25 protein-coding genes are annotated in these 23,113 nt (G+C 38.5%); 14 read left to right on the top strand and 11 right to left on the bottom strand.

Annotated features, from left to right (window positions below):
* Positions 1–26: 26 nt before the first annotated feature.
* Both rnt and gloA read right to left on the bottom strand, forming a co-directional pair.
* A complete protein-coding gene (gene rnt, locus HMPREF0693_RS02075; RefSeq protein WP_004243132.1) occupies positions 27–665 on the bottom strand; it encodes a ribonuclease T in 639 nt (212 codons plus the stop codon).
* A 95-nt stretch (positions 666–760) separates the two neighbouring features.
* Complete coding sequence (gene gloA, locus HMPREF0693_RS02070) at positions 761–1,168, bottom strand: lactoylglutathione lyase (protein ID WP_012367981.1); 408 nt, start codon at positions 1,166–1,168, stop codon at positions 761–763.
* Positions 1,169–1,348: 180 nt separating this feature from the next.
* Here gloA and HMPREF0693_RS02065 point away from each other — a divergent pair, with 180 nt between their 5' ends.
* Together HMPREF0693_RS02065 and slyA are read left to right on the top strand one after the other, a co-directional pair.
* Positions 1,349–1,588 carry a DUF1289 domain-containing protein gene (locus HMPREF0693_RS02065; RefSeq protein WP_004243130.1) on the top strand — a complete coding sequence of 80 codons (240 nt, stop codon included), beginning with the start codon at positions 1,349–1,351 and terminating at the stop codon, positions 1,586–1,588.
* Positions 1,589–2,050: 462 nt separating this feature from the next.
* On the top strand, positions 2,051–2,479 hold the full coding sequence (slyA, locus tag HMPREF0693_RS02060) for a transcriptional regulator SlyA (protein WP_004243123.1): 429 nt from the start codon (positions 2,051–2,053) through the stop codon (positions 2,477–2,479).
* A gap of 343 nt (positions 2,480–2,822) precedes the next feature.
* Here slyA and HMPREF0693_RS02055 read toward each other — a convergent pair whose 3' ends face one another.
* Complete coding sequence (locus tag HMPREF0693_RS02055; RefSeq protein WP_004243121.1) at positions 2,823–3,290, bottom strand: outer membrane lipoprotein; 468 nt, start codon at positions 3,288–3,290, stop codon at positions 2,823–2,825.
* Positions 3,291–3,510: 220 nt separating this feature from the next.
* Here HMPREF0693_RS02055 and anmK point away from each other — a divergent pair, with 220 nt between their 5' ends.
* From anmK to pdxY, 4 genes are all read left to right on the top strand, one after another.
* Positions 3,511–4,623: an anhydro-N-acetylmuramic acid kinase gene (gene anmK, locus HMPREF0693_RS02050; RefSeq protein WP_004243120.1), complete on the top strand. Its 1,113-nt coding sequence runs from the start codon at positions 3,511–3,513 to the stop codon at positions 4,621–4,623.
* Between the two features lie 43 nt (positions 4,624–4,666).
* Entirely contained in the window at positions 4,667–5,320 is a 654-nt protein-coding gene (gene pdxH, locus HMPREF0693_RS02045) for a pyridoxamine 5'-phosphate oxidase (protein WP_004243118.1), read from the top strand.
* A gap of 130 nt (positions 5,321–5,450) precedes the next feature.
* The gene (tyrS, locus tag HMPREF0693_RS02040; RefSeq protein WP_004248155.1) at positions 5,451–6,725 is read left to right on the top strand and encodes a tyrosine--tRNA ligase; all 1,275 of its coding nucleotides are present in this window, start codon (positions 5,451–5,453) and stop codon (positions 6,723–6,725) included.
* Positions 6,726–6,845: 120 nt separating this feature from the next.
* Entirely contained in the window at positions 6,846–7,715 is an 870-nt protein-coding gene (pdxY, locus tag HMPREF0693_RS02035; protein ID WP_004243115.1) for a pyridoxal kinase PdxY, read from the top strand.
* A 78-nt stretch (positions 7,716–7,793) separates the two neighbouring features.
* Here pdxY and gstA read toward each other — a convergent pair whose 3' ends face one another.
* From gstA to pspF, 8 genes are all read right to left on the bottom strand, one after another.
* Complete coding sequence (gene gstA, locus HMPREF0693_RS02030) at positions 7,794–8,405, bottom strand: glutathione transferase GstA (RefSeq protein ID WP_004243113.1); 612 nt, start codon at positions 8,403–8,405, stop codon at positions 7,794–7,796.
* A 218-nt stretch (positions 8,406–8,623) separates the two neighbouring features.
* Positions 8,624–9,412, bottom strand: coding sequence for an enoyl-ACP reductase FabI (gene fabI / locus HMPREF0693_RS02025; protein WP_004243111.1), 789 nt, complete (start codon positions 9,410–9,412; stop codon positions 8,624–8,626).
* A 208-nt stretch (positions 9,413–9,620) separates the two neighbouring features.
* The gene (gene sapF, locus HMPREF0693_RS02020) at positions 9,621–10,430 is read right to left on the bottom strand and encodes a putrescine export ABC transporter ATP-binding protein SapF (protein ID WP_004243110.1); all 810 of its coding nucleotides are present in this window, start codon (positions 10,428–10,430) and stop codon (positions 9,621–9,623) included.
* A complete protein-coding gene (sapD, locus tag HMPREF0693_RS02015; RefSeq protein ID WP_004243109.1) occupies positions 10,420–11,421 on the bottom strand; it encodes a putrescine export ABC transporter ATP-binding protein SapD in 1,002 nt (333 codons plus the stop codon). The genes sapF and sapD overlap by 11 nt, the downstream gene beginning before the upstream one ends.
* Entirely contained in the window at positions 11,421–12,314 is an 894-nt protein-coding gene (gene sapC / locus HMPREF0693_RS02010; protein WP_004243108.1) for a putrescine export ABC transporter permease SapC, read from the bottom strand. The genes sapD and sapC overlap by 1 nt, the downstream gene beginning before the upstream one ends.
* Positions 12,301–13,266: a putrescine export ABC transporter permease SapB gene (sapB, locus tag HMPREF0693_RS02005; RefSeq protein WP_017628082.1), complete on the bottom strand. Its 966-nt coding sequence runs from the start codon at positions 13,264–13,266 to the stop codon at positions 12,301–12,303. Before sapB ends, sapC begins: the two co-directional genes overlap by 14 nt.
* Positions 13,263–14,954, bottom strand: a complete 1,692-nt coding sequence (sapA, locus tag HMPREF0693_RS02000; protein WP_004243105.1) for an ABC transporter substrate-binding protein SapA — start codon at positions 14,952–14,954, stop codon at positions 13,263–13,265. The genes sapB and sapA overlap by 4 nt, the downstream gene beginning before the upstream one ends.
* 280 nt (positions 14,955–15,234) lie before the next feature.
* Positions 15,235–16,239 (bottom strand): phage shock protein operon transcriptional activator, encoded by a 1,005-nt coding sequence (gene pspF / locus HMPREF0693_RS01995; RefSeq protein ID WP_004243104.1) that lies wholly within the window; start codon positions 16,237–16,239, stop codon positions 15,235–15,237.
* Positions 16,240–16,455: 216 nt separating this feature from the next.
* Here pspF and pspA point away from each other — a divergent pair, with 216 nt between their 5' ends.
* The 8 genes from pspA to tyrR all read left to right on the top strand — a co-directional run bounded on the left by pspA (position 16,456) and on the right by tyrR (position 23,094).
* On the top strand, positions 16,456–17,124 hold the full coding sequence (gene pspA / locus HMPREF0693_RS01990) for a phage shock protein PspA (RefSeq protein ID WP_004243102.1): 669 nt from the start codon (positions 16,456–16,458) through the stop codon (positions 17,122–17,124).
* A gap of 36 nt (positions 17,125–17,160) precedes the next feature.
* On the top strand, positions 17,161–17,391 hold the full coding sequence (gene pspB, locus HMPREF0693_RS01985; protein WP_004243100.1) for an envelope stress response membrane protein PspB: 231 nt from the start codon (positions 17,161–17,163) through the stop codon (positions 17,389–17,391).
* Positions 17,391–17,747: an envelope stress response membrane protein PspC gene (gene pspC / locus HMPREF0693_RS01980; RefSeq protein ID WP_004243099.1), complete on the top strand. Its 357-nt coding sequence runs from the start codon at positions 17,391–17,393 to the stop codon at positions 17,745–17,747. Before pspB ends, pspC begins: the two co-directional genes overlap by 1 nt.
* A gap of 84 nt (positions 17,748–17,831) precedes the next feature.
* Positions 17,832–18,089, top strand: a complete 258-nt coding sequence (gene pspD, locus HMPREF0693_RS01975; protein ID WP_004243098.1) for a phage shock protein PspD — start codon at positions 17,832–17,834, stop codon at positions 18,087–18,089.
* Positions 18,070–19,464 carry a YcjX family GTP-binding protein gene (locus HMPREF0693_RS01970; protein WP_004243096.1) on the top strand — a complete coding sequence of 465 codons (1,395 nt, stop codon included), beginning with the start codon at positions 18,070–18,072 and terminating at the stop codon, positions 19,462–19,464. The genes pspD and HMPREF0693_RS01970 overlap by 20 nt, the downstream gene beginning before the upstream one ends.
* Positions 19,461–20,507, top strand: coding sequence for a YcjF family protein (locus tag HMPREF0693_RS01965; RefSeq protein WP_004243095.1), 1,047 nt, complete (start codon positions 19,461–19,463; stop codon positions 20,505–20,507). Before HMPREF0693_RS01970 ends, HMPREF0693_RS01965 begins: the two co-directional genes overlap by 4 nt.
* A gap of 462 nt (positions 20,508–20,969) precedes the next feature.
* Positions 20,970–21,392 (top strand): hypothetical protein, encoded by a 423-nt coding sequence (locus tag HMPREF0693_RS01960; protein ID WP_004243094.1) that lies wholly within the window; start codon positions 20,970–20,972, stop codon positions 21,390–21,392.
* A 136-nt stretch (positions 21,393–21,528) separates the two neighbouring features.
* Positions 21,529–23,094, top strand: a complete 1,566-nt coding sequence (tyrR, locus tag HMPREF0693_RS01955) for a transcriptional regulator TyrR (RefSeq protein ID WP_004243093.1) — start codon at positions 21,529–21,531, stop codon at positions 23,092–23,094.
* Positions 23,095–23,113: the final 19 nt, after the last annotated feature.

Here is a 23,113-nt window from a genome sequence, read left to right as displayed (position 1 = left end):
TGGCACAGCCAAATAGATAAGTTTGATTAGGGCGTTGGTAGTGGCCAACCACCTAATTTTTTCCAGCGGTTAACTAATTCACAAAACAGTAATGATGTACGATTTGTATCGTATAAAGCCCCATGAGCGAGTTTACTATCAAAGGGGATACCTGCAGTAATACAGGCTTTCGCTAAAATAGTTTGTCCTAGCACTAAACCACTTAAAGCCGCAGTATCAAAAGTAGCAAAAGGGTGGAAAGGGTTACGCTTTAAACCTGCTCGCTCAGCTGCCGCCATAACAAAGCTATGATCAAAATTAGCATTATGAGCCACAATGATCGCACGGTTACAGTTGGCGTCTTTCATTCCTTTACGTACCATTTTAAAAATGGCGTGTAACGCTTCATATTCGCTGACAGCACCACGAAGAGGATTTGTAGGATCAATTCCGGTAAATTCTAACGCCGCTGGCTCTAAATTTGCGCCCTCAAAGGGGTCGACATGAAAATGCAATGTATTATCAGGTTTTAACCAACCTTGCTCATCCATTTTTAAAGTGATAGCAGCAATTTCAAGTAAGCCATCTGTTTTGGCATTAAATCCACCCGTTTCAACATCAATAACGACTGGATAGTAACCTCGAAAGCGGTTACATAATTCATTAGGGTTTATTTTATCAGGCATTAAACTGTACTTATCCGATGAAAATAGCACATCAGAAATTAATAATAATCAGGAACCAGAAAAGCAATACAATGCCTTTCTGGTTTTACTAATATTTAGTTACCCAGAGCTTGACTGGCACTTTTGTTTTCGATTAATTCAATTTTATATCCATCAGGATCTTCTACAAAGGCGATAATTGTTGTACCACCTTTAACAGGGCCTGCTTCACGGGTAACGTTCCCCCCCGCTTGACGGATAGCCTCACAAGTTGCAGCTACATCATCAACCCCTAATGCGACATGGCCAAATGCAGTCCCCATTTCGTAGCTAGTCACACCCCAGTTATAGGTTAATTCAATAACAGCACCGCTACTTTCATCACCATAGCCAACAAAAGCCAACGAGTATTTATATTCCTCATTCTCACTGGTGCGTAGAAGTTGCATACCTAAAACTTTGGTATAAAAATCGATAGAGCGTTGTAAATCGCCTACACGGATCATGGTATGAAGTACTCGCATATAAACCTCTCGTGTTTGTTAAATATGACACCCGACAGTATAAACTGATGGTGTTGTACTATAACGCGTTACAGCCCTATAGTTCAATTTACGCTTTACTCATCAGTATTGTAGTAAATGGGCAGATAATATCTCTTTTTACTATACTCTATAGTAACAAATAATTGGGGAGAATAATCAATGCAAGAACAATTAGAATTCTTCGATATCCCAAGCCCTTGCATTGGTCGATGTGAATCTAATTTACAAGGGTATTGCATTGGTTGTTACCGTAGTCGTCAAGAACGCTTTAGTTGGTCAACGATGAGTCAACAAGAAAAACGAAATGTATTGAGACTTTGTCGACAACGATATTTAAGAGCTCAACAAAAAACAGTGTCTGAAACAGAAAAAGAGAATGAACAGCTGGATTTATTTTAAATTTATTATTTATTTTTAAATTTTAAAATAAAACTAACGTTTTAATATAATTTAATTAGTTTATTGATTGTATTTAGTTAGTTCATTTTATTTAATTTTTAAGGTAAATAATATTCATTGTAAATATTTGTTTTGTTAATGGTTTTTAATTCCGTGAATTGTAAGGTTTTTTTGTTTTCTCGGCATTTCTTGTGAAATAATAATGATTATTATGTAAAAAAATATAGATTAGTTTTTATAACAAGGTTATTCTTTATAGAGATTCATTCGTGGCGATAAATATACATAATTGGATCTTAAAAATAATTTCCTATCTAATAAATAGGATTCTAATATTATAAAAATAAGATAAAGAGGTCGGCTCATCAATCAATAAATAATGTAATTTACAAAATAGTGTTTTTAAAGAACATATCTAAACTTTGTAAAAGCTGAAAGAAAAGCGAATTTAAGGAGGGATAAGTGGAATCAACATTAGGAGCTGATTTAGCGCGTTTAGTTCGATTATGGCGTGCCTTAATTGATCACCGACTCAAGCCATTAAAATTGACTCAAACTCATTGGGTAACGTTGTATAATATTAGTCAACTGCCTCCAGAACAATCTCAAATCCAGTTGGCTAAAGCAATTGGTATTGAACAACCATCATTAGTGAGAACTCTCGATCAGTTAGAAGAAAAAAAACTGATTTGTAGACATACTTGTTCAAGTGATCGCAGAGCAAAGCGTATAACGTTAACAAAAGAATCAGAACCTTTTATTTCAGAAGTTTATGCAGTTATTGAGAAGACACGTCAAGAAATATTAAGTGGTATAAAGAAGGAAGAAATAGACAACTTGATTTATCTTATTAAAAAGCTAGAGAAAAATATAATTAGATTACATGACTAATTAAATTGGGCTAATTTACAGCAATTTTATTTCTAATGGTTTTATTTGTAATAATTCTATTTATTATTTAATTTCAAAGGATTTATTATAATTCTACTAGAGGGTAGATAAGATGATTTTATCTATGAAGTCTATTGTTGATCTTATAATAAAAGCGTTATCAATTAATAATTGATGATAAAAGACGAGTGATTTTTATCATTAATTAAAGATAGATGATGCAATGTTTGAATTAATTAATAAGTTATAAAACTGGTTATTATAAGTAAAATAATTTCTATTAATAAAACAGGCAACTAGAATGGTTGCCTGTTTTGCTTATCACACACCTCAAGTAATAAACTTAGCGTGGAGAAACGGTGAGATTATTGCCGTTACCAATCACAGCAACACGTTGACCTTGTCTATAGGCAGTATTGTCTGCTTTTTGTACGACAACCACAGTTTTACCGCTATCTAAACGTACTTCCAATTGCACACCCTTGGTTGTGTTTAAAGCACCTTGTGCTTGTTGTCCAGCCATACCACCAGCAATAGCACCCGCTGCGGTTGCTAGGTTACGGCCTGTACCACCACCAATTGTATTACCTAATAAACCACCTAATACGGCACCACCGATAGCACCAAGAACATTTTCATCACTACCGGCTTGAATGTTTACTGCACGTACTGAAACAATGGTGCCATAAGTTACGTTTTGTGCTTGTTTAGCTTGACTTGCTGTATAAGTATCACCTGATAAAGAGCTTGTATTTACACAACCAGCCAGCGTTGTCACAGCAAAAAGACCAACAAGTAAATGCTTAAACATAATTACTCCTAATGGAAATCTGATAATAATTTTTCAGATTATATCAATTTAATTTAATATCAGTTATAGCTTATTTTTTGCATATGTCGACACTGATTTTAATCGTATACCTCTTACTATATAGTAAAGAGCGCAAGTAAACACTGAAGAGATTTCCGAAAAAAAGAATATAACATTATATGTTAAAAAGTTGCATCATCTTGATTATAAGGAAAAGGGCATGAAAGCAGGGCGATACATTGGTGTGATGTCTGGTACAAGTTTAGATGGTGTTGATGTGGTGTTGGCCGCCATTAGTAATAAACTGGTTGCTCAACAAGCCAACCATTTTTTACCTTATCCTCAAACCTTGCGTCAACGCATTTTAGCCGTTTGCCAAGGCCAACCTGTGACGTTGCATGAGTTAGGCTTATTAGATGCGCAACTGGGTGAGCTATATGCAAAAGCTATTATGGAATTATTAGCGAAAGCGCGATTAAGTGCTGCTGATATCACGGCGATAGGATGTCATGGTCAAACAATTTGGCATGAGCCTGAAAGTGATATCCCGTTTACCATGCAAATTGGTGATAACAATAGAGTGGCTGCCTTGACAGGAATAACCACTGTCGGGGATTTTCGTCGTCGTGATATGGCATATGGTGGGCAAGGTGCACCATTGGTTCCTGCATTTCATCTTGCAGTATTAGGCCATCCTACAGAAAAACGCATTGTGTTAAATATTGGTGGTATTGCCAATATTTCGTTGCTATTACCTGGCGTTGCAGTGAAAGGATATGACACAGGCCCTGGCAATATGCTGTTAGACAGTTGGAACTGGGTTCATAATCAGACAGCTTATGATGATAATGGGCAATGGGCAGCAACTGGAAATGTGAATACCCAATTATTACAGGAAATGCTGGCAGATCCCTATTTTTCTCGTTCAGCGCCAAAAAGTACGGGACGAGAATATTTTAATACCCAATGGTTACATTATCATTTGGCTAAAGTACCCAATGTATTTCCAGAGGATGTACAGGCAACTTTAGTAGAGCTAACCGCTATCAGTATTGCACAGCAAGTACAACTCAATGGTGGATGTGAGCGTTTATTGGTGTGTGGTGGCGGGGCAAAAAACGGTCAAATTATGCATCGTCTTGCTAGTTTATTACCGGGTACAGAAGTCTCGTTAACGGACAAATATGGTCTTAGTGGCGATGATATGGAAGCATTAGCTTTTGCGTGGTTGGCCGCACGAACAATGGCAAATGAACCCGGCAATTTACCTTCTGTTACAGGGGCATCACGAGAAACAATTTTAGGGGCGATTTATCCTACAAATCCTCGATAAGCGTGATATGCTGAGCACAGTATCTCAAAAGAGAGAGTGAAAAATGACAGATCTGGATTTTATTGATGTTGCTGATCTTCGACGTGAATATATGAAAGGTGGATTACGCCGTCATGAATTAACCGAACAGCCATTAGTTTTATTTGAAAAATGGCTTAAGCAAGCTTGTGAAGCTCGCTTAAGTGATCCTACTGCCATGTGTGTGGCAACCGTTGATGAAAATGGACAACCTTATCAACGTATTGTGCTGTTAAAGCACTTTGATGAAAAAGGTTTAGTTTTTTATACCAACTTAGGTAGCCGTAAAGCGAGTCATTTAGAACATAACCAAAGAGTCAGTTTACTCTTCCCTTGGTATCCTTTAGAGCGACAAGTCTGTTTTTTAGGGAAAGCTGAGAAACTTTCAGCATTTGAAGTCGTAAAATATTTCCATAGCCGTCCTAAAGATAGCCAAATAGCAGCTTGGGCATCAAAACAATCTTCTCGCATTTCTGCCCGTGGGGTGCTTGAAAGTAAGTTTTTGGAGTTAAAACAAAAATTTCAACATGGAGAAGTACCTCTACCCAGTTTCTGGGGAGGATATCGAGTCACTTTTGACTCTGTTGAATTTTGGCAAGGTAGAGAAAATCGTCTACACGATCGCTTTATATATCAAAAATCACCAGAAGGATGGTCTATTGAACGTTTAGCACCTTAATTGGGCTAATAAATTTGTATCAAAAAGGCTTTTTCTACTGGTACTTAATGTAGTGGCGCTTTATGCTATACCACTTGTGTTTCACTTATATTTTAAATAGACAAAAAACAATAAACCGATGGAGTCATTGATGTCTAGCAAGAACCTAATCACACAATTGCAGGAGCGTGGGCTTATCGCTCAGGTCACGGATGAGGCAGCTTTAGTGGAGCGTTTGGAGCAAGGTCCTATCGCTCTCTATTGTGGCTTCGATCCTACCGCTGATAGCCTGCACTTGGGGCATTTGGTTCCTTTGCTGTGTTTAAAACGATTCCAACTAGCCGGGCATAAGCCTGTGGCGTTGGTGGGTGGTGCAACGGGTCTTATTGGTGATCCTAGTTTTAAAGCCACCGAGCGCAAACTGAATACCCAAGATACTGTTCACGAGTGGGTAGAAAAAATTCGTAAACAAGTGTCACCTTTCTTAGATTTCGACCGTGGTGAAAACAGTGCGGAATTAGCAAACAACTATGACTGGTTTGGTCAAATGGATGTGCTAACCTTCCTGCGTGATATCGGTAAACACTTCTCTGTGAACCAAATGATCAACAAAGAAGCGGTTAAACAGCGTTTAAACCGTGACGATGTGGGGATCTCTTTTACTGAATTCGCTTATAATCTGTTACAAGCTTATGACTTTGCGTCATTAAACAAAAACCTCGGTGTCGAGTTACAAATTGGTGGCTCAGATCAGTGGGGTAACATTACTTCGGGTATTGATCTAACTCGCCGTTTCAACCAAAAACAAGTATTTGGTATGACAGTACCTTTAATTACCAAATCTGATGGTACTAAATTTGGTAAAACAGAAGGTGGTGCTGTTTGGTTAGATCCGAAGAAAACGAGCCCATATAAATTCTACCAATTCTGGATCAATACCGCGGATGCGGATGTGTATCGCTTCTTAAAATTCTTCACTTTTATGAGCATTGAGGAGATTAATGCACTGGAAGAGGAAGATAAAAACAGCGGTCAAGCACCTCGCGCCCAACGTGTGTTAGCAGAACAAGTTACACGTTTAGTTCATGGTGAAGAAGGTTTAACTGCCGCTAAACGTATTACCGATAGCCTATTTTCAGGAGCTATTGCAGATTTAACGCAAGCTGATCTTGAACAATTAGCGCAAGATGGTATGCCAACTATTGAGTTAGAAAAAGGCAATGATTTACAACAAGCACTGGTCAATGCAGAATTAGTTCCTTCTCGTGGTCAAGCTCGTACAATGATTGGCTCTAACGCAGTATCTATTAATGGCGAAAAACAGGATAATCCTGAATACGTCTTTGAAGAAAAAGATTTCTTATTTGGTCATTATTCCATTTTACGTCGCGGTAAAAAACATTACTGCCTTGTTATCTGGAAATAATTGACAACAAAAGGGCAACAGTAGGTTGCCCTTTTTTGATAACAATAAATAAATGTGTATACCTCGCCTATGATAATAAAGCTTGGGTGTTGTGTGTATTCACAATAATCGGTTTATGTCATGAAAAATATACTCTCTATTCAATCTCATGTAGTTTTTGGTCACGCAGGTAATAGCGCTGCTGAATTTCCAATGCGCCGTATGGGGGTAAATGTTTGGCCTTTAAATACGGTTCAATTTTCCAACCACACACAATATCCAGAAAAATGGACGGGTTGTGTGATGTCGGCAGAGCATATCACTGAGATCGTTGATGGTATCGCTGCTATTGGTAAATTAGCACAGTGTGATGCGGTATTAAGTGGTTATCTTGGCTCGGCAGAGCAAGGCCGACGCATTGTTGATATTGTAAAAAAAGTCAAACAAGCTAATCCTAACGCATGGTACTTTTGTGATCCGGTTATGGGACATCCTGAAAAAGGTTGTATTGTGCCTCCAGACGTTTCTGGCGTACTTTGTGAAGATGCCTTGCCCATCAGTGATATTATTGCACCCAACTTATTAGAACTTGAAACATTAGCTGGTGGAGCAACGCTGCATAATGTTGACCAATGTGTAAAAGCGGCCCGTCAATTATGCCAGCAAGGGCCTAAAATTGTATTAGTAAAACATTTATCACGAGCAGGCTTTCGTCATGATCGCTTTGAAATGTTACTGGTGACTGCAGATCACAGTTGGCATGTGAGCCGACCGCTGGTTGATTTTGGTGAACGTCAGCCTGTTGGTGTCGGGGATCTAACCAGTGGTTTAATGCTGGTGGATTTACTAAAAGGTGTTGAGCTAAAAACGGCATTAGAGCATGTTGCTGCTGCTGTTTATGAAGTGATGTTAAAAACTAAAGAGATGAATGAGTACGAGTTACAACTCGTCGCCGCTCAAGATCAAATGGTGCACCCAACCCATAACTTCTGTGCAACGCAGTTAGATTAATCATATTGTTAATATAAAGCGGAAGTCATTAATTTCCGCTTTTTATGTTTATTAATGAGACTCGCCTTTATAGCAATCTTACTCTTTTATTAATCCTTCCGTGACTAGTGCACTATGCACATTAGGACGTTGTGCAATGCGTGTTAGATAGTCTTGTAAATGGCTTAAGTCGGTTAAATCTAGCGCCACATGAGGTGCCCATTGACTTAACGTAAACAGATACGCATCCGCCACAGTAAAGTGATCACCACAAACACATTTTTGTTTGCTTAGTACATCATTAATATAAACAAATTTACTTTTTAGTTTGTTTTTTACCACAGGGAGATAACTTTCAGGCGTATCAGATGAAAATAGAGGGCTGTAGCCTTTATGAACTTCACTGGCAAGAAAGTTTAGCCACTCAATTTGATGATAACGTTCTAATGCTTTTGGTGGGGCAATAAGATTTCTATCTGGCTTCAGATCGGCAAGATACTGCACAATAGCAACACCCTCCGTTAAAATATCACCATTATCTAATTGAAGAACCGGAACTTGCCCTTTAGGGTTGATGGCAAGAAAATCTTTCCCTGACTCTGTTTTTTTGGTGCGTAAATCAATGCGCTCAATAGAAAAGTCGAGACCCGTTTCACGTAGAACGATATGAGGAGAAAGCGAGCAACTACCCGGCGTGTAGTACAATTTCATCTTAAATAACTCCCTATCAATGAGTGGTGATACCCGTGAAGATAAGAAATATCCTCACTAACATTAGATAATAAGGCGTTATAAGAATTTAGCAAACGCAAATCTGGCAAATAAAATAGGCTTTTGTAAATCTGTGAACAGTACAACTTATTCATGAAAAAAGAAAACCTCGAAGAATTTCGAGGTTTTCAGAAAGAATGTAATGAAATAAAGGGAAATTATTTCAACTCTAATTCATTCATTGCTGCAATGCTAAAACCACCGTCTACGTGAATGATTTCACCGGTGATCCCGCCAGATAAGTCAGAGCATAAGAAAGCTGCAGTATTACCCACATCTTCAGTAGTGACTGTGCGACGTAGAGGGGTGACAGATTCGCAATGGCTCAACATTTTACGGAAATCTTTGATACCAGATGCCGCTAAGGTACGAATTGGACCTGCAGAGATACCGTTAACACGAATACCTTCAGGACCCATAGCATTTGCCATATAACGTACGTTTGCTTCTAGAGAAGCTTTAGCTAACCCCATAACATTATAGTTAGGAATTGCACGCTCAGCACCGAGGTAAGTCAGCGTTAATAATGCAGAGTTTGGATTTAACATTGCACGGCTTGCTTTTGCCATTGCAACAAAGCTATATGCACTGATGTCATGGGCAATTTTAAAGCCTTCACGAGTGACAGCGTTAACATAGTCGCCATCTAATTGGTCAGCAGGTGCGAAACCGATAGAGTGAACAAAACCATCATATTTAGGCCAAACTTTTGCTAGCTCTGCATACATTGCGTCAATGCTTTCATCTTTTGACACATCACACTCTAATACGATGTTAGAATTTAATGAGGCTGCAAACTCTTCAACGCGAGGTTTGAGTTTTTCATTCTGATAAGTAAAAGCCAGTTCAGCGCCTTGATCATGCATGGCTTTGGCAATACCATAAGCAATTGATAATTTGCTCGCAACACCAGTAATCAGAATGCGTTTGCCGGTCATAAAGCCCATAGCTGTATCCTTGTTTGTTCGTAAATTGCGATAATAACATCATGCAGAATTTTATTTATCTGTTAGGTTATCACGCTTATTGTTAATAAATCGTGGCTGATTCTACCACGACATTTGTAAATTTGTTTAATTTCCCTTGCACCTCCGAGGAGTTGAAGGAAAAGGGTGAAATAATAAACAATTAATATGATGTTAATGCTGTTTAATATTAAGGTAAATCTTGTCGCCAAGCTTCTGCCGTAAGTGCTTCCCCAAAATGACTAGCCACTAATCGACGAGTCACTTCATGTAAAGGTGATGCTAATACCTCAGCGGTGTTACCACGCTCGACCACTTCACCATTATCCATCACCATGACTTTATCACTAATATGCTTAGTCATTCCTAAATTTTGTGTCACATAGATATAGGCAATTTCATGTGTCTCTTGTAGCTCTAACATCAAATTAATAATTTGTGAACGTAAAGACATATCTAAAGAGGCAATAGCTTCATCCGCTATAATCACCTGTGGCTGTAAAATAAGTGCACGAGCTAAGGCGATCCGCTGGCGTTGTCCTGAGGCAAACATATGTGGATAGTAATTAGCATGTTCTGGTAATAGTCCTACTTGCCGCAAAGTTTGATAAATGCGTTTTTCTCGCTCTATGCCACTAAGTTCGGTATTAAGTCGTAATGGTAAGTCTAATGTTTGCCCAATACGCTGACGTGGATTGAGTGAGTTTGTGGGATCTTGAAATATCATCCGAATGCGTTGACTACGATAAGAGTAATCGCCAAAACTTAATTGATGACCGTTTATAAAAATATCACCACCCGTTGGCTCTGTAACGCCGGATAACATTCTAGCTAATGTTGATTTACCTGAACCATTAGCGCCAATAATCGCCAGTGTTTGCTTCGGTTCAAGAGTGAAACTCACCGGTTTTACCGCTTTCAACTGCTGGCGATGGAATAATCCTGTACGGTAACGAAATGTTTTTGATAAGTTTTTGACTTCAAGTAATTTATCGAACATCTGTCGTCTCCACATTTAATGGGAAATGACAAGCCACCGCATGATTTTTAAATGTACGTAATCGAGGTGCTTCAATACATTGACGTTGTGCATAAGGACAACGAGGGCCTAAACGGCACCCAACAGGTAGGTGCTCTAAAGAGGGGATCGCACCGGGTAGCGTATTTAAACGACTTTTATGAGGCAAAGAGTTAGTAAAATCAGGAATAGAGCGGATAAGAGCTTGTGTATAAGGATGATAGGGGGTAACCAATAGTTCTTCAGGTATGGCGGTTTCCACGGTCTGACCACAATACATGACCGTAATTTTACTGGCTAATTTACTCATCCACTGCAAATCATGACTAATTAATAAAATAGTCATATTATTATTTTGATTTAAACGGGTGAGTAAACGAAATATTTGTGTTTGTGTTGCCGGCTCCATCGCATTAGTTGGTTCATCGGCAATCAGTAAACGGGGTTGGTTAGCAATGGCAATGGCTATCATCACTTTTTGGCATTCACCCTCGGTTAATTCATAAGGATAGCTGCGCATGATATCTTTATGATCTTTAATACCAACCCGATGAAGTAACTCAATTGCACGGCGTTTTCGCCAATGAAAACGTTGCCACCAGTGGCCTTTAAATGTCCAACCAGGGATTGCTTGAATAAGCTGGTGTTCAATTTTGGTCGCCGGATCAAGACAAGATTGAGGCTCTTGGAAAATCATCGACACATTATGACCAATCACCCGACGACGTGCTCTTGGTGATAATTTAAGTAAATCAATATCATCGAACCGAAAGCGATCCGCAGTCACTTTAATATTATCTTTAGTCACGCCACAAATTGCCTTAGCGATCAAACTTTTTCCGGAGCCTGATTCACCGACTAAACCTCTTACTTCTCCCTCACTGAGGGTAATGGAAACGCGATCTACCGCTTTTACCGGGCCATCGGGTGTCATAAACTCAATAGTTAGGTTGCGTATGTCTAATAACGGCATTATTCCACCCCCTCATTAATGGCACGTTGTAAGCCATCCCCTAATAAATTGACAAGTAATACACTGATCATAATGGTGGCTCCGGGGATAAGGACTGTCCAAGGTGCAGCATAGATTAACTCTAGGGAATCGCCGAGCATCGCCCCCCATTCAGGTGAAGGTAATTGAGCGCCTAAATTCAGAAAACCTAATGCCGTGATATCTAATATTGCGATAGAAAAAGCCCGAGTTAATTCAGAAACCAATACTGGGGTAATATTCGGCAATACGGTATACCATAAAATAGAGATATTTGATGCACCATCAAGACGTGAGGCAATAACGTACTCTTTATTTAATTCATCATTTACCGCTGAATAGATCATTCTCACTAAGCGGGGGAGTAGTGCTAGCCAAATTGCTATCATGGCGTGCTCTAAACTTGCCCCCACAAAAGCGACCACAATAATGGCTAATAAGAGTGATGGAATGGATAACAGTGTATCTAAAATATGATTTAACACTGCGGATTTTAGGCCATGGGTCATTCCTGCAAGGCAACCCATAATTAACCCCATCAGTGTCGCCGCAAAGGTGACAATAAAAGCGCCACCAAAGGTCATACTCGTACCAATTAAAATACGGCTAAAGACATCGCGCCCTAAATCATCAGTACCAAAAAAGAAGGTGACATTACCGTTTTGATACCAAGAAGGCGGTGTTAATTGATGACCGAAGAATTGTTGGTCGAGTGCATAAGGCGCAATATAAGGACCAACAATACTTAATATTAACAGAAAGATAACACCATAAAAGCCCACCATGGAGAGAATATCTTTAGAAAAACATTGCCAAATCACCGCGGCAGGTGATGGTGTTTTTTTCTCTTTATAAAACTGGCTATCTAAAGGCATATCCCACCTTGTGTTTCATTGGATTACTCATCGCACCGACAATATCTGATAACACATTGACGATGATAACCATTGAACCAACAACCATAACACCGGCTGAAATAGCCGAATAGTCTTGTTGGCGAATGGCCGTTACTAGCCAACGGCCTAATCCTGGCCAGTTAAAAACAATTTCGGTCACCATCGTCAGTGTTAACATGGTAGAAAACTGTAAGCCTAATTTGGGAATAATAGGGGGTAATGCATTATGTAGAATATGACGGCGAATAATAGTAAAGCGCGATAAGCCACGGGTTGCCGCTGCTTTCACATAATTCTCAACCATGATCTCTTCTGTACTATTACGCATCAACCTAATGACTTCCGTAGTAGGAGCAATAGCTAGTGTAGTCACGGGTAGAATTAAATGTTGTAAAACGTTTATGATCATCTGTTGACGATAAGGCGAATCCGATAGCCAAGCATCAACGACTGCGATCCCCGTTATAGGCTGTAAGTTATACAGTAAATCAATACGGCCTGAAACAGGTAGCCAACCTAGCTTTAATGAAAAGAAAAGCGTCAGTAATAATGCAAGACCAAAGACCGGAACTGAAAAGCCCAAAAGTGCGAGATGACTAATAAAAGTATCTGCAGGTTTATTGCGCCATACACCCGCGATGATCCCTGCAGGAATGCCGATAAGCAGGGCAAAGATAAATGCCAATGCACATAACTCCATAGTGGCAGGAAATGCTTCAATAAGTTGTGCTTTAATGGGTTCGCCATTAATTGAAGAAATTCCAAAATCAAAATGGAACATATTGTGGGTATAAAAAAAGTAGGCATCAAATAAAGAAGCACCACTTAACGGTCCATTGGGTGTGTAATAGCTGAGACTAAAGCTCACCAGTGACAAGAAAAAGAGCGTCACAATTAATAACAGTAAGCGACGTATCGAGTAGATAATCATGGGTTTGTTGTAGCCTCTTGGTTGTGACTATCCTCATCAACTTCTGCTTCGCGATACACACCGGCAAAAGAAGCGTTACCAAATGTACTTAATACAAGTCCTTTAATATCATAACGATAAGCCTGCATACGTAAAGAATTAGCCAATGGTAAAACCGGTAGCTCTTGCGCTAAAATATCTTGTGCTTGGTGATAATAGTCTATACGAGAGGCCAGTTGTTGGCTATAAAGCGCCTGTTGTAGCACATTATCAAATGCCGGTGAGCACCAATGACTTAAATTGGTTTGCGAACTAATAGCCGCACAACTAAATAATGGGCGGAAAAAACTATCGGGGTCGTTACTGTCCGTTGACCATCCTGATAAAGTCATATCATGAGTTCTATCCATCAAACTGGTTTCTTGATAGCGACCTTCTATAGGCCGAATATTCATTTGAATACCTACTTGGGCTAAATCAGCTTGAATTAACTCAGCCATTTTTAACGGGCTGGGATTATAAGATTGCGGAGCACTGGGGACCCAAAGATTTAATTTAAGTCCTTCAAGTCCTAACTCTTTTAATATTTGCTTCGATTTTTCAGGGTTATATTCGGTAATTTTAGCGCGATTATCATAAGCCCAAGAGGCACGAGGTAAAACCGATGCGGCTGTTTCAGCCGTACCGTAATAAATAGATCCCATTAGTCGTTCATTATTAATCGCATAAGCGATGGCTTGACGCACTTTTAGATCGTTAAACGGTGGCTTATTAGTATTAAACGCAAGATAAGCAATATTCATTCCTGAACGTAATGTAAGGCGTAAACGAGGATCATCACGTAAGACCTTTAATTGGCTTGCCGCAGGATAGGCCAAAACATCACACTCTCCCGTTAAGAGTTTAGATATACGTCCAGTACCGCCTGCACCCGTGTCTATAACCACTTGTTGCATTTTGGGCTGACCTTTCCAGTATTGCTCATTTCTCAGTAATCGAACAAATTGGCCTGGCTGAAATTCATCAAGGTAAAAAGGCCCTGAGCCTACAGGTTTCCAATCAAGTTGCGATTGATTACCCGATTTTTCAAGGTTACTGGCATATTCTTCTGAAAGGATAGGCGCATAATGGGTTGCTAAATGCCATAAAAAAGAAGCATCAGGAGATTTTAGATTAAATTCAACGGTGTATTTGCCTAACTTTTTAATTGATTTGATATTATCCGCCAAACTTAAACTATCAAAATAGGGGTATTTACCACCATTAACTTGATTATAAGGATTATTGGCAGAAAACATGCGCTCAAAACTAAAGATAACATCGTCTGCGGTGAGTTTACGTGTAGGCGTAAACCAAGGTGTTGTCTGGAATGACACATTTTTACGCAAATAAAAGCGATAAGTTGCGCCATTATCGAGAGACTCCCAACGTGCGGCAATTTCAGGGATCAAACGATAGGTATAAGGGTCAACATCTAAAAGACGATCGTAAAGTTGCGCGGCTAGGGGATCAATAATTAATCCACTGCTCGAAAGTTGAGGATTAAAGGTATTTACACTGCCATCAACACAATAGACAAAGCCATTTTGATGAATGTTTGTAGGCTCTTGCGCGACAGATAGCTCTGTAGCTTTGGTAGCTATCTCTGCCATACAAGTCATACTTATTGAAGCCAGTAGCATAGTACTAATAAGTAAAATAGGGCGCATAATTATGTCTTTTAGATAAACGATTTGGCTATTGTAACTTAAAAAACTGGCTAGCCCAAAATTGTCAAAAAAAACAAATTGAGAAAAATTCTCAATAAAAAGCTTTACAAACGCTAATGATAAAGATTATCATCCGTATTGTCCTTTGGCGATAGAGGTTTTTCGCACAAGGGCACGACATTGCTCACATTGCTTCCAGTATTATTTTACTAGCCAGCTCGGGTGCTGGCTTTTTTTTTGTCTGTATTTCATTCTGTCTTTGCTCATCTTATTTACAAAACTAGACCGACAATTTTATGTGATGTTTTTTTATTAATCCGCGTAATTGATCATAGCTCAATGCTAATTTTTCTGCCGCCATCTTCTGGTTATAACGACTCTCTTTCAATGCTTGCTCTAGTAAGTTTTTTTCTGTGCTATGTTGCCACTGGCGTAAATCTAGCGGTAATGGCGGTAATGAAAAGATCATCTCCTTTTGAGACTGAGGTTGCTCAGCTATGGTTGAAGACGAAAAGCGCGCAAAAGGGTCGATAATAATATTATCTAGTTCACGCTCACTGGTGCCATGGCGATAAACAGAACGTTCAACCACATTTTTTAGTTCGCGAATATTCCCCGGCCAACGGTAATCTAAAAGAATTTGGCGGGCATTGTCACTAAAACCGGGGAAAAAGGGCAACCCTAACTCTTGGCACATAGCAATCGCAAAGTTTTCAGCCAGTAGCATAATATCGGCTTTACGCTCTCTTAAAGGGGGCAGGCGAATTACGTCAAAGGCCAATCTATCCAGTAAATCAGCACGAAATTTACCCTCGTCCGCCATTGCCGGTAGATCTGCGTTAGTGGCACAGATAAGGCGCACATCGACATGCAGCGATTGACTACCTCCCACTCGTTCTAAATGGCCATACTCAATAACGCGTAGCAACTTTTCTTGCACCAGCATCGGTGCAGTGGCTAGCTCATCAAGAAAAAGAGAGCCGCCATCGGCACGCTCAAAACGTCCTTGATGGCGGTTTTTCGCTCCGGTAAATGCCCCCGCTTCATGACCAAACAGCTCTGAATCAAGCAAATTATCGTTTAATGCCGAACAGTTAATGGAAATAAATGGTCCTTGCCACCAAGGTGATAAATAGTGTAATCGATGAGCGATAAGCTCTTTACCAGTACCACGTTCACCAATAATCAACACCGGTTTTTTGAGTTGAGCGAGGGCTGAGGTTTGTTCTAAAACATCGATAAAATGACTATCAACACCAATTATTGTCTCTAAATTCTCTTGCATTGGTTAAAATCACCATATTGAGGTATTTCTCACCAGTCTATCAGTAGTGTAAAAAATAGGCGAGGAAAAATAAAATGTTATTTATTAATGTGTTAAGTTATTTTGAAAAGTTGGCACGCAAATTGTATTAACTATAGCAACTGGGCGTTATTGTTAATAACGCTATTTAATCAACACTCAAGGCTATTATTTATCATAGCTATTAAGGATAACATCATGGGTATATTTTCACGTTTTGCTGATATTATTAATGCCAACATCGCTTCTTTGCTGGATAAAGCAGAAGATCCTGAAAAAATGATCCGCTTAATGATCCAAGAAATGGAAGACATGTTAGTTGAGATCAGAACAACCTCTGCACGCACGCTAGCAGAGAAAAAAAGCTTAGAGCGTCGTATTGAGCAAGCAGAAAAACAAATTAAAGATTGGCAAGATAAAGCGGAACTCGCGCTGATTAAAGATAAAGAAGATTTAGCACGTGCGGCGTTAATTGAAAAACAACGTATTGCTTCAATGTGCGATACCTTAAAACACGAACTAATTATCATTGATGAAACATTAGATCGCCTCAAAGGTGAAATCAGTGAATTAGAAAATAAACTGACAGAAACGCGTGCTAAACAGCAATCATTAGTGGTTCGCCACCAAGCTGCAAACTCTTCACGTCAAGTTCGTCGTCAATTAGATAGCGGTAAAATGGATGCGGCAATGGCGCGTTTTGAACAATTTGAGCGTCGAATTGATCATATGGAAGGCGAAGCGCAAAGCTATGGATTAGGTAAAGAAAAATCATTAGAACAACAGTTTGCTGAACTGAAAGCCGATGATGAAATTAGCGCGCAATTAGCGGCATTAAAAGCTAAAATCAATACTAATAAAGAGTAACAGCAAGCGTAATAACCATCTTATAAAGGATATGTAATGGGCTATATATTTCTGGGAATACCACTGACAATTTTTGTGTTATTTATTCTTCCTATTTGGTTATGGTTGCACTATAACAGCCAAAAAGGGGGAGGGAAGGTTCAGTTAACCCAACAAGAAATGCAGCGACTGAGCGCGCTGGTGGATAAAGCTCAGCAAATGCAGGAACGCATTAAGACATTAGAAGATATTCTTGATGCAGAACATCCTAACTGGAGGCAATCATAATGACGATGCAGAGCAAATCATTGTATCGCTTGCCACAAGAAGGCATGATCCGTGGCGTATGTGCTGGGCTTGCCCATTATTTTAATATTCCTGTGCTATTAGTCAGGGTTATTGCGGTGATTGCACTCTTTGCTGGTTTTTTTGGCTTAACCATTGTTGTTTATCTTGTTTTAAGTTTCTTTATGGAGCCTGCACCTGATAATTATAACCAACATCAGGAACAGCAAGAGGATTTAAAAGCTATTTTAAAAGAAGTGGATAGTCAATTAACAAAAGGTGAAAAACGTTTACAACAAATGGAACGTTATATTACTTCTTCGACTTATCAGCTCAATAAACGCTTTCAAGATTTATAATTTTCTTGCCACTTAATCTAATATGACGCTCCAATACTAGGAGCGTCTTTATTTGGATATAAACCATTTGCTTATTAAGGAGGAATGATGAATTCCACTTTGATACCGACAACCGTTAAAACAAATAAACTCACTAAATGGGCGAAAAAAGGGGTAACATTTGCTTTAATGTTATTAACTTTATTTGGGCCAGCCGCAATAACCGGCGGTATATTAAAACGTGTGAGTTATAAACCGTTACGTTGGTTGGTTCTATTGATAGCTGAGCCTATGATAAAAATGGGGCTAGATAAGTTATCGCGTCACGTGTCTTGGGAGAAACATGAAACGCTTACAAAATGAACTAACTGCACTGATTAATCGAGGCGTAGATAGGCATTTACGCCTCGCTGTTACAGGGTTAAGCCGCAGTGGTAAAACAGCCTTTATTACCTCTTTAGTCAATCAACTCACCAATGTACATAGTGGGGCGCGTTTACCTTTATTTTCTGCGGCACGCAACCAACAGTTATTAGGGGTTAAACGTATACCGCAACATAACTTAAGTATTCCACGCTTTACTTATGATGAAGCTATGGAGTCACTTTACCATACGCCTCCTAGCTGGCCTGTTCCCACTAAGGGTGTCAGTGAAATACGTTTGCAATTACGCTATCGCTCTCATGAGTCTTTAACGCGTTTTATAAAAGAGACTTCATCGCTCTATTTAGAAATTGTTGATTATCCCGGTGAATGGTTACTTGATTTACCTATGCTTGAGCAAGACTATTTTGAATGGTCTGAGCAGATGAATAGAGTTAATCAACAACGAACGGCACCTGTGCAACAGTGGCAGTCGTTAATAAAAAAATGCGATCCCTTTGCCCCTGCTGATGAAACGCTGTTAGCCGAGATCGCCGCAGCTTATACTGAATACTTATTAGCCTGTAAAAAACAGGGACTACATTTTATTCAACCGGGACGCTTTGTTTTACCGGGGGAATTATCCGGCGCACCTGTTTTACAATTTTTCCCTTGGGCTGACTTAACGCAATACGATAGTGCTAAATTAAAAAATGCTGATAAAAAAACGAATATTGGTATGTTAAAAAAGCGCTATGAATATTATGGTCAACATATTGTAAAAGGATTTTATCGCGACCATTTTCAAGGGTTTGACAGACAAATTGTCTTAGTCGATTGCCTACAACCCCTAAATCAAGGTGCGGATGTTTTTAATGATATGAGACAAGCGCTCACACAATTAATGCGCAGCTTTCATTATGGCAAACGAACCTTATTAAGACGTTTATTCTCCCCCTGTATTGATAAACTGCTATTTGCAGCCACTAAGGCTGACCATATCACGCCAGATCAGCATGAAAATTTAGTCTCTTTGTTACAGCAACTTATTCAAGATGCGAAACAGAATGCTATTTTTGAAGGAATAAGCATTGATTGTATGGGGCTTGCTTCTATTGCTGCGACAGAAAGTGGCATTGTCGATCATCATGGTGAAAAAATCCCAGCCGTAAAAGGATACCGACTAACGGATAATCAGCCGCTCGTTTATTTTCCAGGAGAAGTTCCTAAGAGATTGCCTGAAAAGGCATTTTGGCAAAAGCAAGGATTTAGTTTTGAATCTTTCCGGCCTCAACAAATATCGAGAGACAGTGCCGTTCCCCATATTCGTATGGATAGTGCCTTGGAGTTTTTATTAGGGGATAAACTAAAATGAATGAGCCATTAAAATCACGTATTGATTTTAAACAATCAACCTTACAAAACGAAGAAATCAGCTTAAAAAAAGGGCTTGATTTCAATCAAGATGAACAATTTGTTCCCTACAATCCGCAATTAGAGGCACAGGAAAATGAAGGGCGTTTAGAAGGTGAGATCCAATCGGCCCTAAAGCCTAGAAAAAGTTTATGGAAACGCTTAATAACAGTGGCGAGTACTATTTTAGGTGTTAGTGTTATTGCTCAAGCGGGACAGTGGATCTATCAATCATGGATAAATTCTGATTGGATTGCTTTAGGTGCAGCCAGTGCGGGAGGATTAATTGTTATTGCGGGTATGGGATCGGTAATTACTGAGTGGCGTCGTATTTATCGTTTACGCCAACGGGCTGACGAGCGTGATAAGGCGAGAGAATTACTCTATAGTCATGCAATAGGGAATGGTCGCCCTTTTTGTGAAGATTTAGCCAAACAAGCAGGTATTAATTCACAACATCCTGCTTATATTCGTTGGCAAAGTACATTACATGATACGCATAACGATAGAGAAATTTTAGAATTATATAGCCAATTAGTACAACCGATTTTAGATAAGCAAGCACGGGCTGAAATTAGTCGTTCTGCAGCGGAATCAACCCTTATGATTGCAGTAAGTCCATTAGCAATGGTGGATATGGCGTTTATTGGTTGGAGAAATATTCGGTTAATTAATCGTATTGCACAAATATATGGTATTGAACTTGGTTACTATAGCCGACTAAAGCTATTTCGCTTGGTACTCGTCAATATTGCGTTTGCTGGGGCGACTGAATTAGTGAGAGAAGTGGGAATGGATTGGCTTTCACAAGATTTGGCTGCTCGGTTATCCACGCGTGCTGCTCAAGGTATTGGCGCTGGATTATTAACTGCCCGATTGGGAATTAAAGCAATGGAGTTATGCCGTCCATTACCCTGGATTGATAATAAGCCTAAATTGAGTGACTTTAGAAAAGAGCTTATCGGTCAATTAAAAAATACATTAGGTAATAAGAAGAAAGAGTGAGTTACCTATCAATATATTCTTTAATTCAATATAAATTGAATAGCCTCAACAATAAGTATTATTGTTGAGGTTTTTTTATCGCTAAATTAATTGTTAGTGTATATAAAAGTGATGTGTGTATGGGCAAGGAAATAATTTATTTCTATCAAAAAATATACATTTTATTGTTGTAAAGTTAGTTGGTATTACATTGGTAAAAAAATAGTTATAAGTAAAGATTAATAGCTTTAAGATGCTTGGTTAACTCATTGTATTTATTTGTTTTTGTTTCTTTTTTAACATTTAGCTAACGTTTTTTTCTTTTTTTGATAGTAAAGCTTATTTACTTTAGTATGATAAATAGCGTCAACATAATATAAATGTATAACTGCGATGATGTTTAATATTAAATTATTAGCTGGTTAGTATTTTATATAATAGTGTTTTTATATTAGTTTATATCTAAAGTACGAGGAAAGAAAAATGAAGATTGAAACAATAAAAAAACTTTCAAAACAAAGACGCAAGTTTTATATTGGTTCTTCTTTGAATATTACTCATATTAACCGTCAATTGGCCTTTTTAACGCCTATTTTGGATGATGCAATTGATAAAATAAAATATGCACAACAAAAGCAAGCTCTATTATCACCAATTAAAGAAACGGCACAGATCTTTGAGTATGTAAAAAACAATAATAAAAAGAAAGCAGCGATATATGCACTAGATTATCTCATTTTTTGTTTTTCTCATGGTTGTTGTACAATCAAAAAATTTATAAGAAGAGAACTTATGTTTTTATTGGAAAGGATCAAGCATTTTATCGCTTATGAGTTAAAAGAGATCATTCAACCTTCAACATTTTTCTGTTTTAATTTTTTAAAAGCGTTAAAAAAGCATTTATAATCAAAATATCACCTCTTTTGTGTAAAAATAAATGCTAATAGTGTCAACTTTTGCTGACAAAGCCCTTTATTTAATTGATATTAATGTATAATATCAGCAATTAGTTCAGGGGCACTCAGTATTAAGAAGGTTTAAAATGCGCTTAGAAGTTACCTGTAAAGATCGCATCGGGTTAACCCGCGAATTACTCGATCTGCTTGTATTAAAAAATATCGATTTGCGTGGAATTGAAATCTTTCCTATTGGTCTTATTTATCTAAATTTTTCGCAAATCGATTTTAATATATTTCAACCTTTAATGGCTGAAATCAGAAGAATTGAGGGGGTTATCGATGTTCGTACTGTGGCTTTTATGCCATCAGAGCAAGAGCATCGAGCTATGTGGACACTATTAGAATCAGTACCTGTCCCTGTCTTTTCTATTAATACCAAAGGTCAAATTAAGTTATTAAACCCAGCTACACGGCATCTGTTTGAATTAGATGAAAATGATAAAAATGAAAAATCTTTTAACCAACTGATACCTAACTTTAATATCCATCGCTGGTTAGAACAAAAAGATCCTCATGCTGAAATTATCTCCATCAAATTAAAAAAACAACATTTTGATATGGAGATTGTGCCAATAAAACTGACTGATGATAATCAGTTTAATCATTGTGTTGGTGCACTCATTTTATTGAAATATCGCGGAATAATTCATGAGCATCCGAAATTAATTGTTAATGATAATTCGGGATTTGAACAAGTTATTGCTGTTAGCACCCCCATGAAACAATTAGTTGAACGCGCTAAGAAAATGGCAAAAATGGATGATCCTTTATTATTAGTGGGGGATACGGGGACGGGCAAAGATCTATTTGCTAAGGCTTGCCACTTATTAAGTCCTCGAGCCAGAGAGCCATTTTTAGGCCTTAACTGTGCCTCTATGCCTGATGATGTGGTTGAAAGTGAGTTATTTGGTTATGCGGCAGGTGCATATCCTAATGCTATCGAAGGTAAAAAAGGTTTTTTTGAACAAGCCAATCGAGGCACTGTTTTGCTAGATGAAATTGGCGAAATGTCGCCACAAATGCAAATTAAACTCCTGCGTTTTTTAAATGATGGTACTTTCCGTCGTGTTGGGGAAGAGCACGAAGTTAAAGTTGATGTTCGAATAATTTGTGCAACACAAAAAAACTTATGGGAATTAGTACAAAAAGGACTATTTAGGGAAGATCTCTATTATCGACTTAATGTATTGACATTAACTCTACCACCGTTGCGGGAAAGAAAAGCGGATATCATGCCGTTAGCACTGCATTTTATTAATCAATATTGTTTAGAGCAGAAAGCATCAAAACCTGTTATTTCCCCTGATTTATCTGCTTATTTAGTACAATATGGCTGGCCTGGTAATGTTCGTCAATTAAGAAACACAATTTATCAAGCCATGGCTCAGTTAGTAGGCAATACATTGCGACCTCAAGATATCGCCTTGCCTGAGCATACTGCGGATACTTTATTTGATGAAGATTTGCTTGAAGGCTCGTTAGATGAAATGACTAAGCGATTTGAAGCTTCTATTTTAAGGCGTCTATATCGTGATTATCCAAGTACACGTAAACTGGCTAAACGTTTAGGTATTTCTCATACCGCGATCGCAAATAAATTACGTGAATATGATTTAACAAGTAAAAAAGCGGATAAAACAGAGAAATAATATTATATTACAATGTGTT

Source organism: Proteus mirabilis ATCC 29906 (assembly GCF_000160755.1).
GTDB classification, from domain to species: Bacteria; Pseudomonadota; Gammaproteobacteria; order Enterobacterales; family Enterobacteriaceae; genus Proteus; species Proteus mirabilis.
This window is presented reverse-complemented; position numbering and strand designations above follow the sequence as displayed.

Coding starts and splice junctions, on each gene's coding strand:
- pdxH (WP_004243118.1), top strand. CDS start 4,667: ATGACAGATCTGGATTTTATTGATGTTGCTGATCTTCGACGTGAATAT.
- HMPREF0693_RS02065 (WP_004243130.1), top strand. CDS start 1,349: ATGCAAGAACAATTAGAATTCTTCGATATCCCAAGCCCTTGCATTGGT.
- anmK (WP_004243120.1), top strand. CDS start 3,511: ATGAAAGCAGGGCGATACATTGGTGTGATGTCTGGTACAAGTTTAGAT.
- gstA (WP_004243113.1), bottom strand. CDS start 8,405: ATGAAATTGTACTACACGCCGGGTAGTTGCTCGCTTTCTCCTCATATC.
- HMPREF0693_RS01960 (WP_004243094.1), top strand. CDS start 20,970: ATGAAGATTGAAACAATAAAAAAACTTTCAAAACAAAGACGCAAGTTT.
- tyrR (WP_004243093.1), top strand. CDS start 21,529: ATGCGCTTAGAAGTTACCTGTAAAGATCGCATCGGGTTAACCCGCGAA.
- fabI (WP_004243111.1), bottom strand. CDS start 9,412: ATGGGCTTTATGACCGGCAAACGCATTCTGATTACTGGTGTTGCGAGC.
- HMPREF0693_RS01970 (WP_004243096.1), top strand. CDS start 18,070: ATGAAACGCTTACAAAATGAACTAACTGCACTGATTAATCGAGGCGTA.
- sapD (WP_004243109.1), bottom strand. CDS start 11,421: ATGCCGTTATTAGACATACGCAACCTAACTATTGAGTTTATGACACCC.
- gloA (WP_012367981.1), bottom strand. CDS start 1,168: ATGCGAGTACTTCATACCATGATCCGTGTAGGCGATTTACAACGCTCT.
- sapB (WP_017628082.1), bottom strand. CDS start 13,266: ATGATTATCTACTCGATACGTCGCTTACTGTTATTAATTGTGACGCTC.
- tyrS (WP_004248155.1), top strand. CDS start 5,451: ATGTCTAGCAAGAACCTAATCACACAATTGCAGGAGCGTGGGCTTATC.
- pspB (WP_004243100.1), top strand. CDS start 17,161: ATGGGCTATATATTTCTGGGAATACCACTGACAATTTTTGTGTTATTT.
- pspF (WP_004243104.1), bottom strand. CDS start 16,239: ATGCAAGAGAATTTAGAGACAATAATTGGTGTTGATAGTCATTTTATC.
- sapC (WP_004243108.1), bottom strand. CDS start 12,314: ATGCCTTTAGATAGCCAGTTTTATAAAGAGAAAAAAACACCATCACCT.
- rnt (WP_004243132.1), bottom strand. CDS start 665: ATGCCTGATAAAATAAACCCTAATGAATTATGTAACCGCTTTCGAGGT.
- HMPREF0693_RS02055 (WP_004243121.1), bottom strand. CDS start 3,290: ATGTTTAAGCATTTACTTGTTGGTCTTTTTGCTGTGACAACGCTGGCT.
- pdxY (WP_004243115.1), top strand. CDS start 6,846: ATGAAAAATATACTCTCTATTCAATCTCATGTAGTTTTTGGTCACGCA.
- HMPREF0693_RS01965 (WP_004243095.1), top strand. CDS start 19,461: ATGAATGAGCCATTAAAATCACGTATTGATTTTAAACAATCAACCTTA.
- sapF (WP_004243110.1), bottom strand. CDS start 10,430: ATGTTCGATAAATTACTTGAAGTCAAAAACTTATCAAAAACATTTCGT.
- pspD (WP_004243098.1), top strand. CDS start 17,832: ATGATGAATTCCACTTTGATACCGACAACCGTTAAAACAAATAAACTC.
- pspA (WP_004243102.1), top strand. CDS start 16,456: ATGGGTATATTTTCACGTTTTGCTGATATTATTAATGCCAACATCGCT.
- pspC (WP_004243099.1), top strand. CDS start 17,391: ATGACGATGCAGAGCAAATCATTGTATCGCTTGCCACAAGAAGGCATG.
- sapA (WP_004243105.1), bottom strand. CDS start 14,954: ATGCGCCCTATTTTACTTATTAGTACTATGCTACTGGCTTCAATAAGT.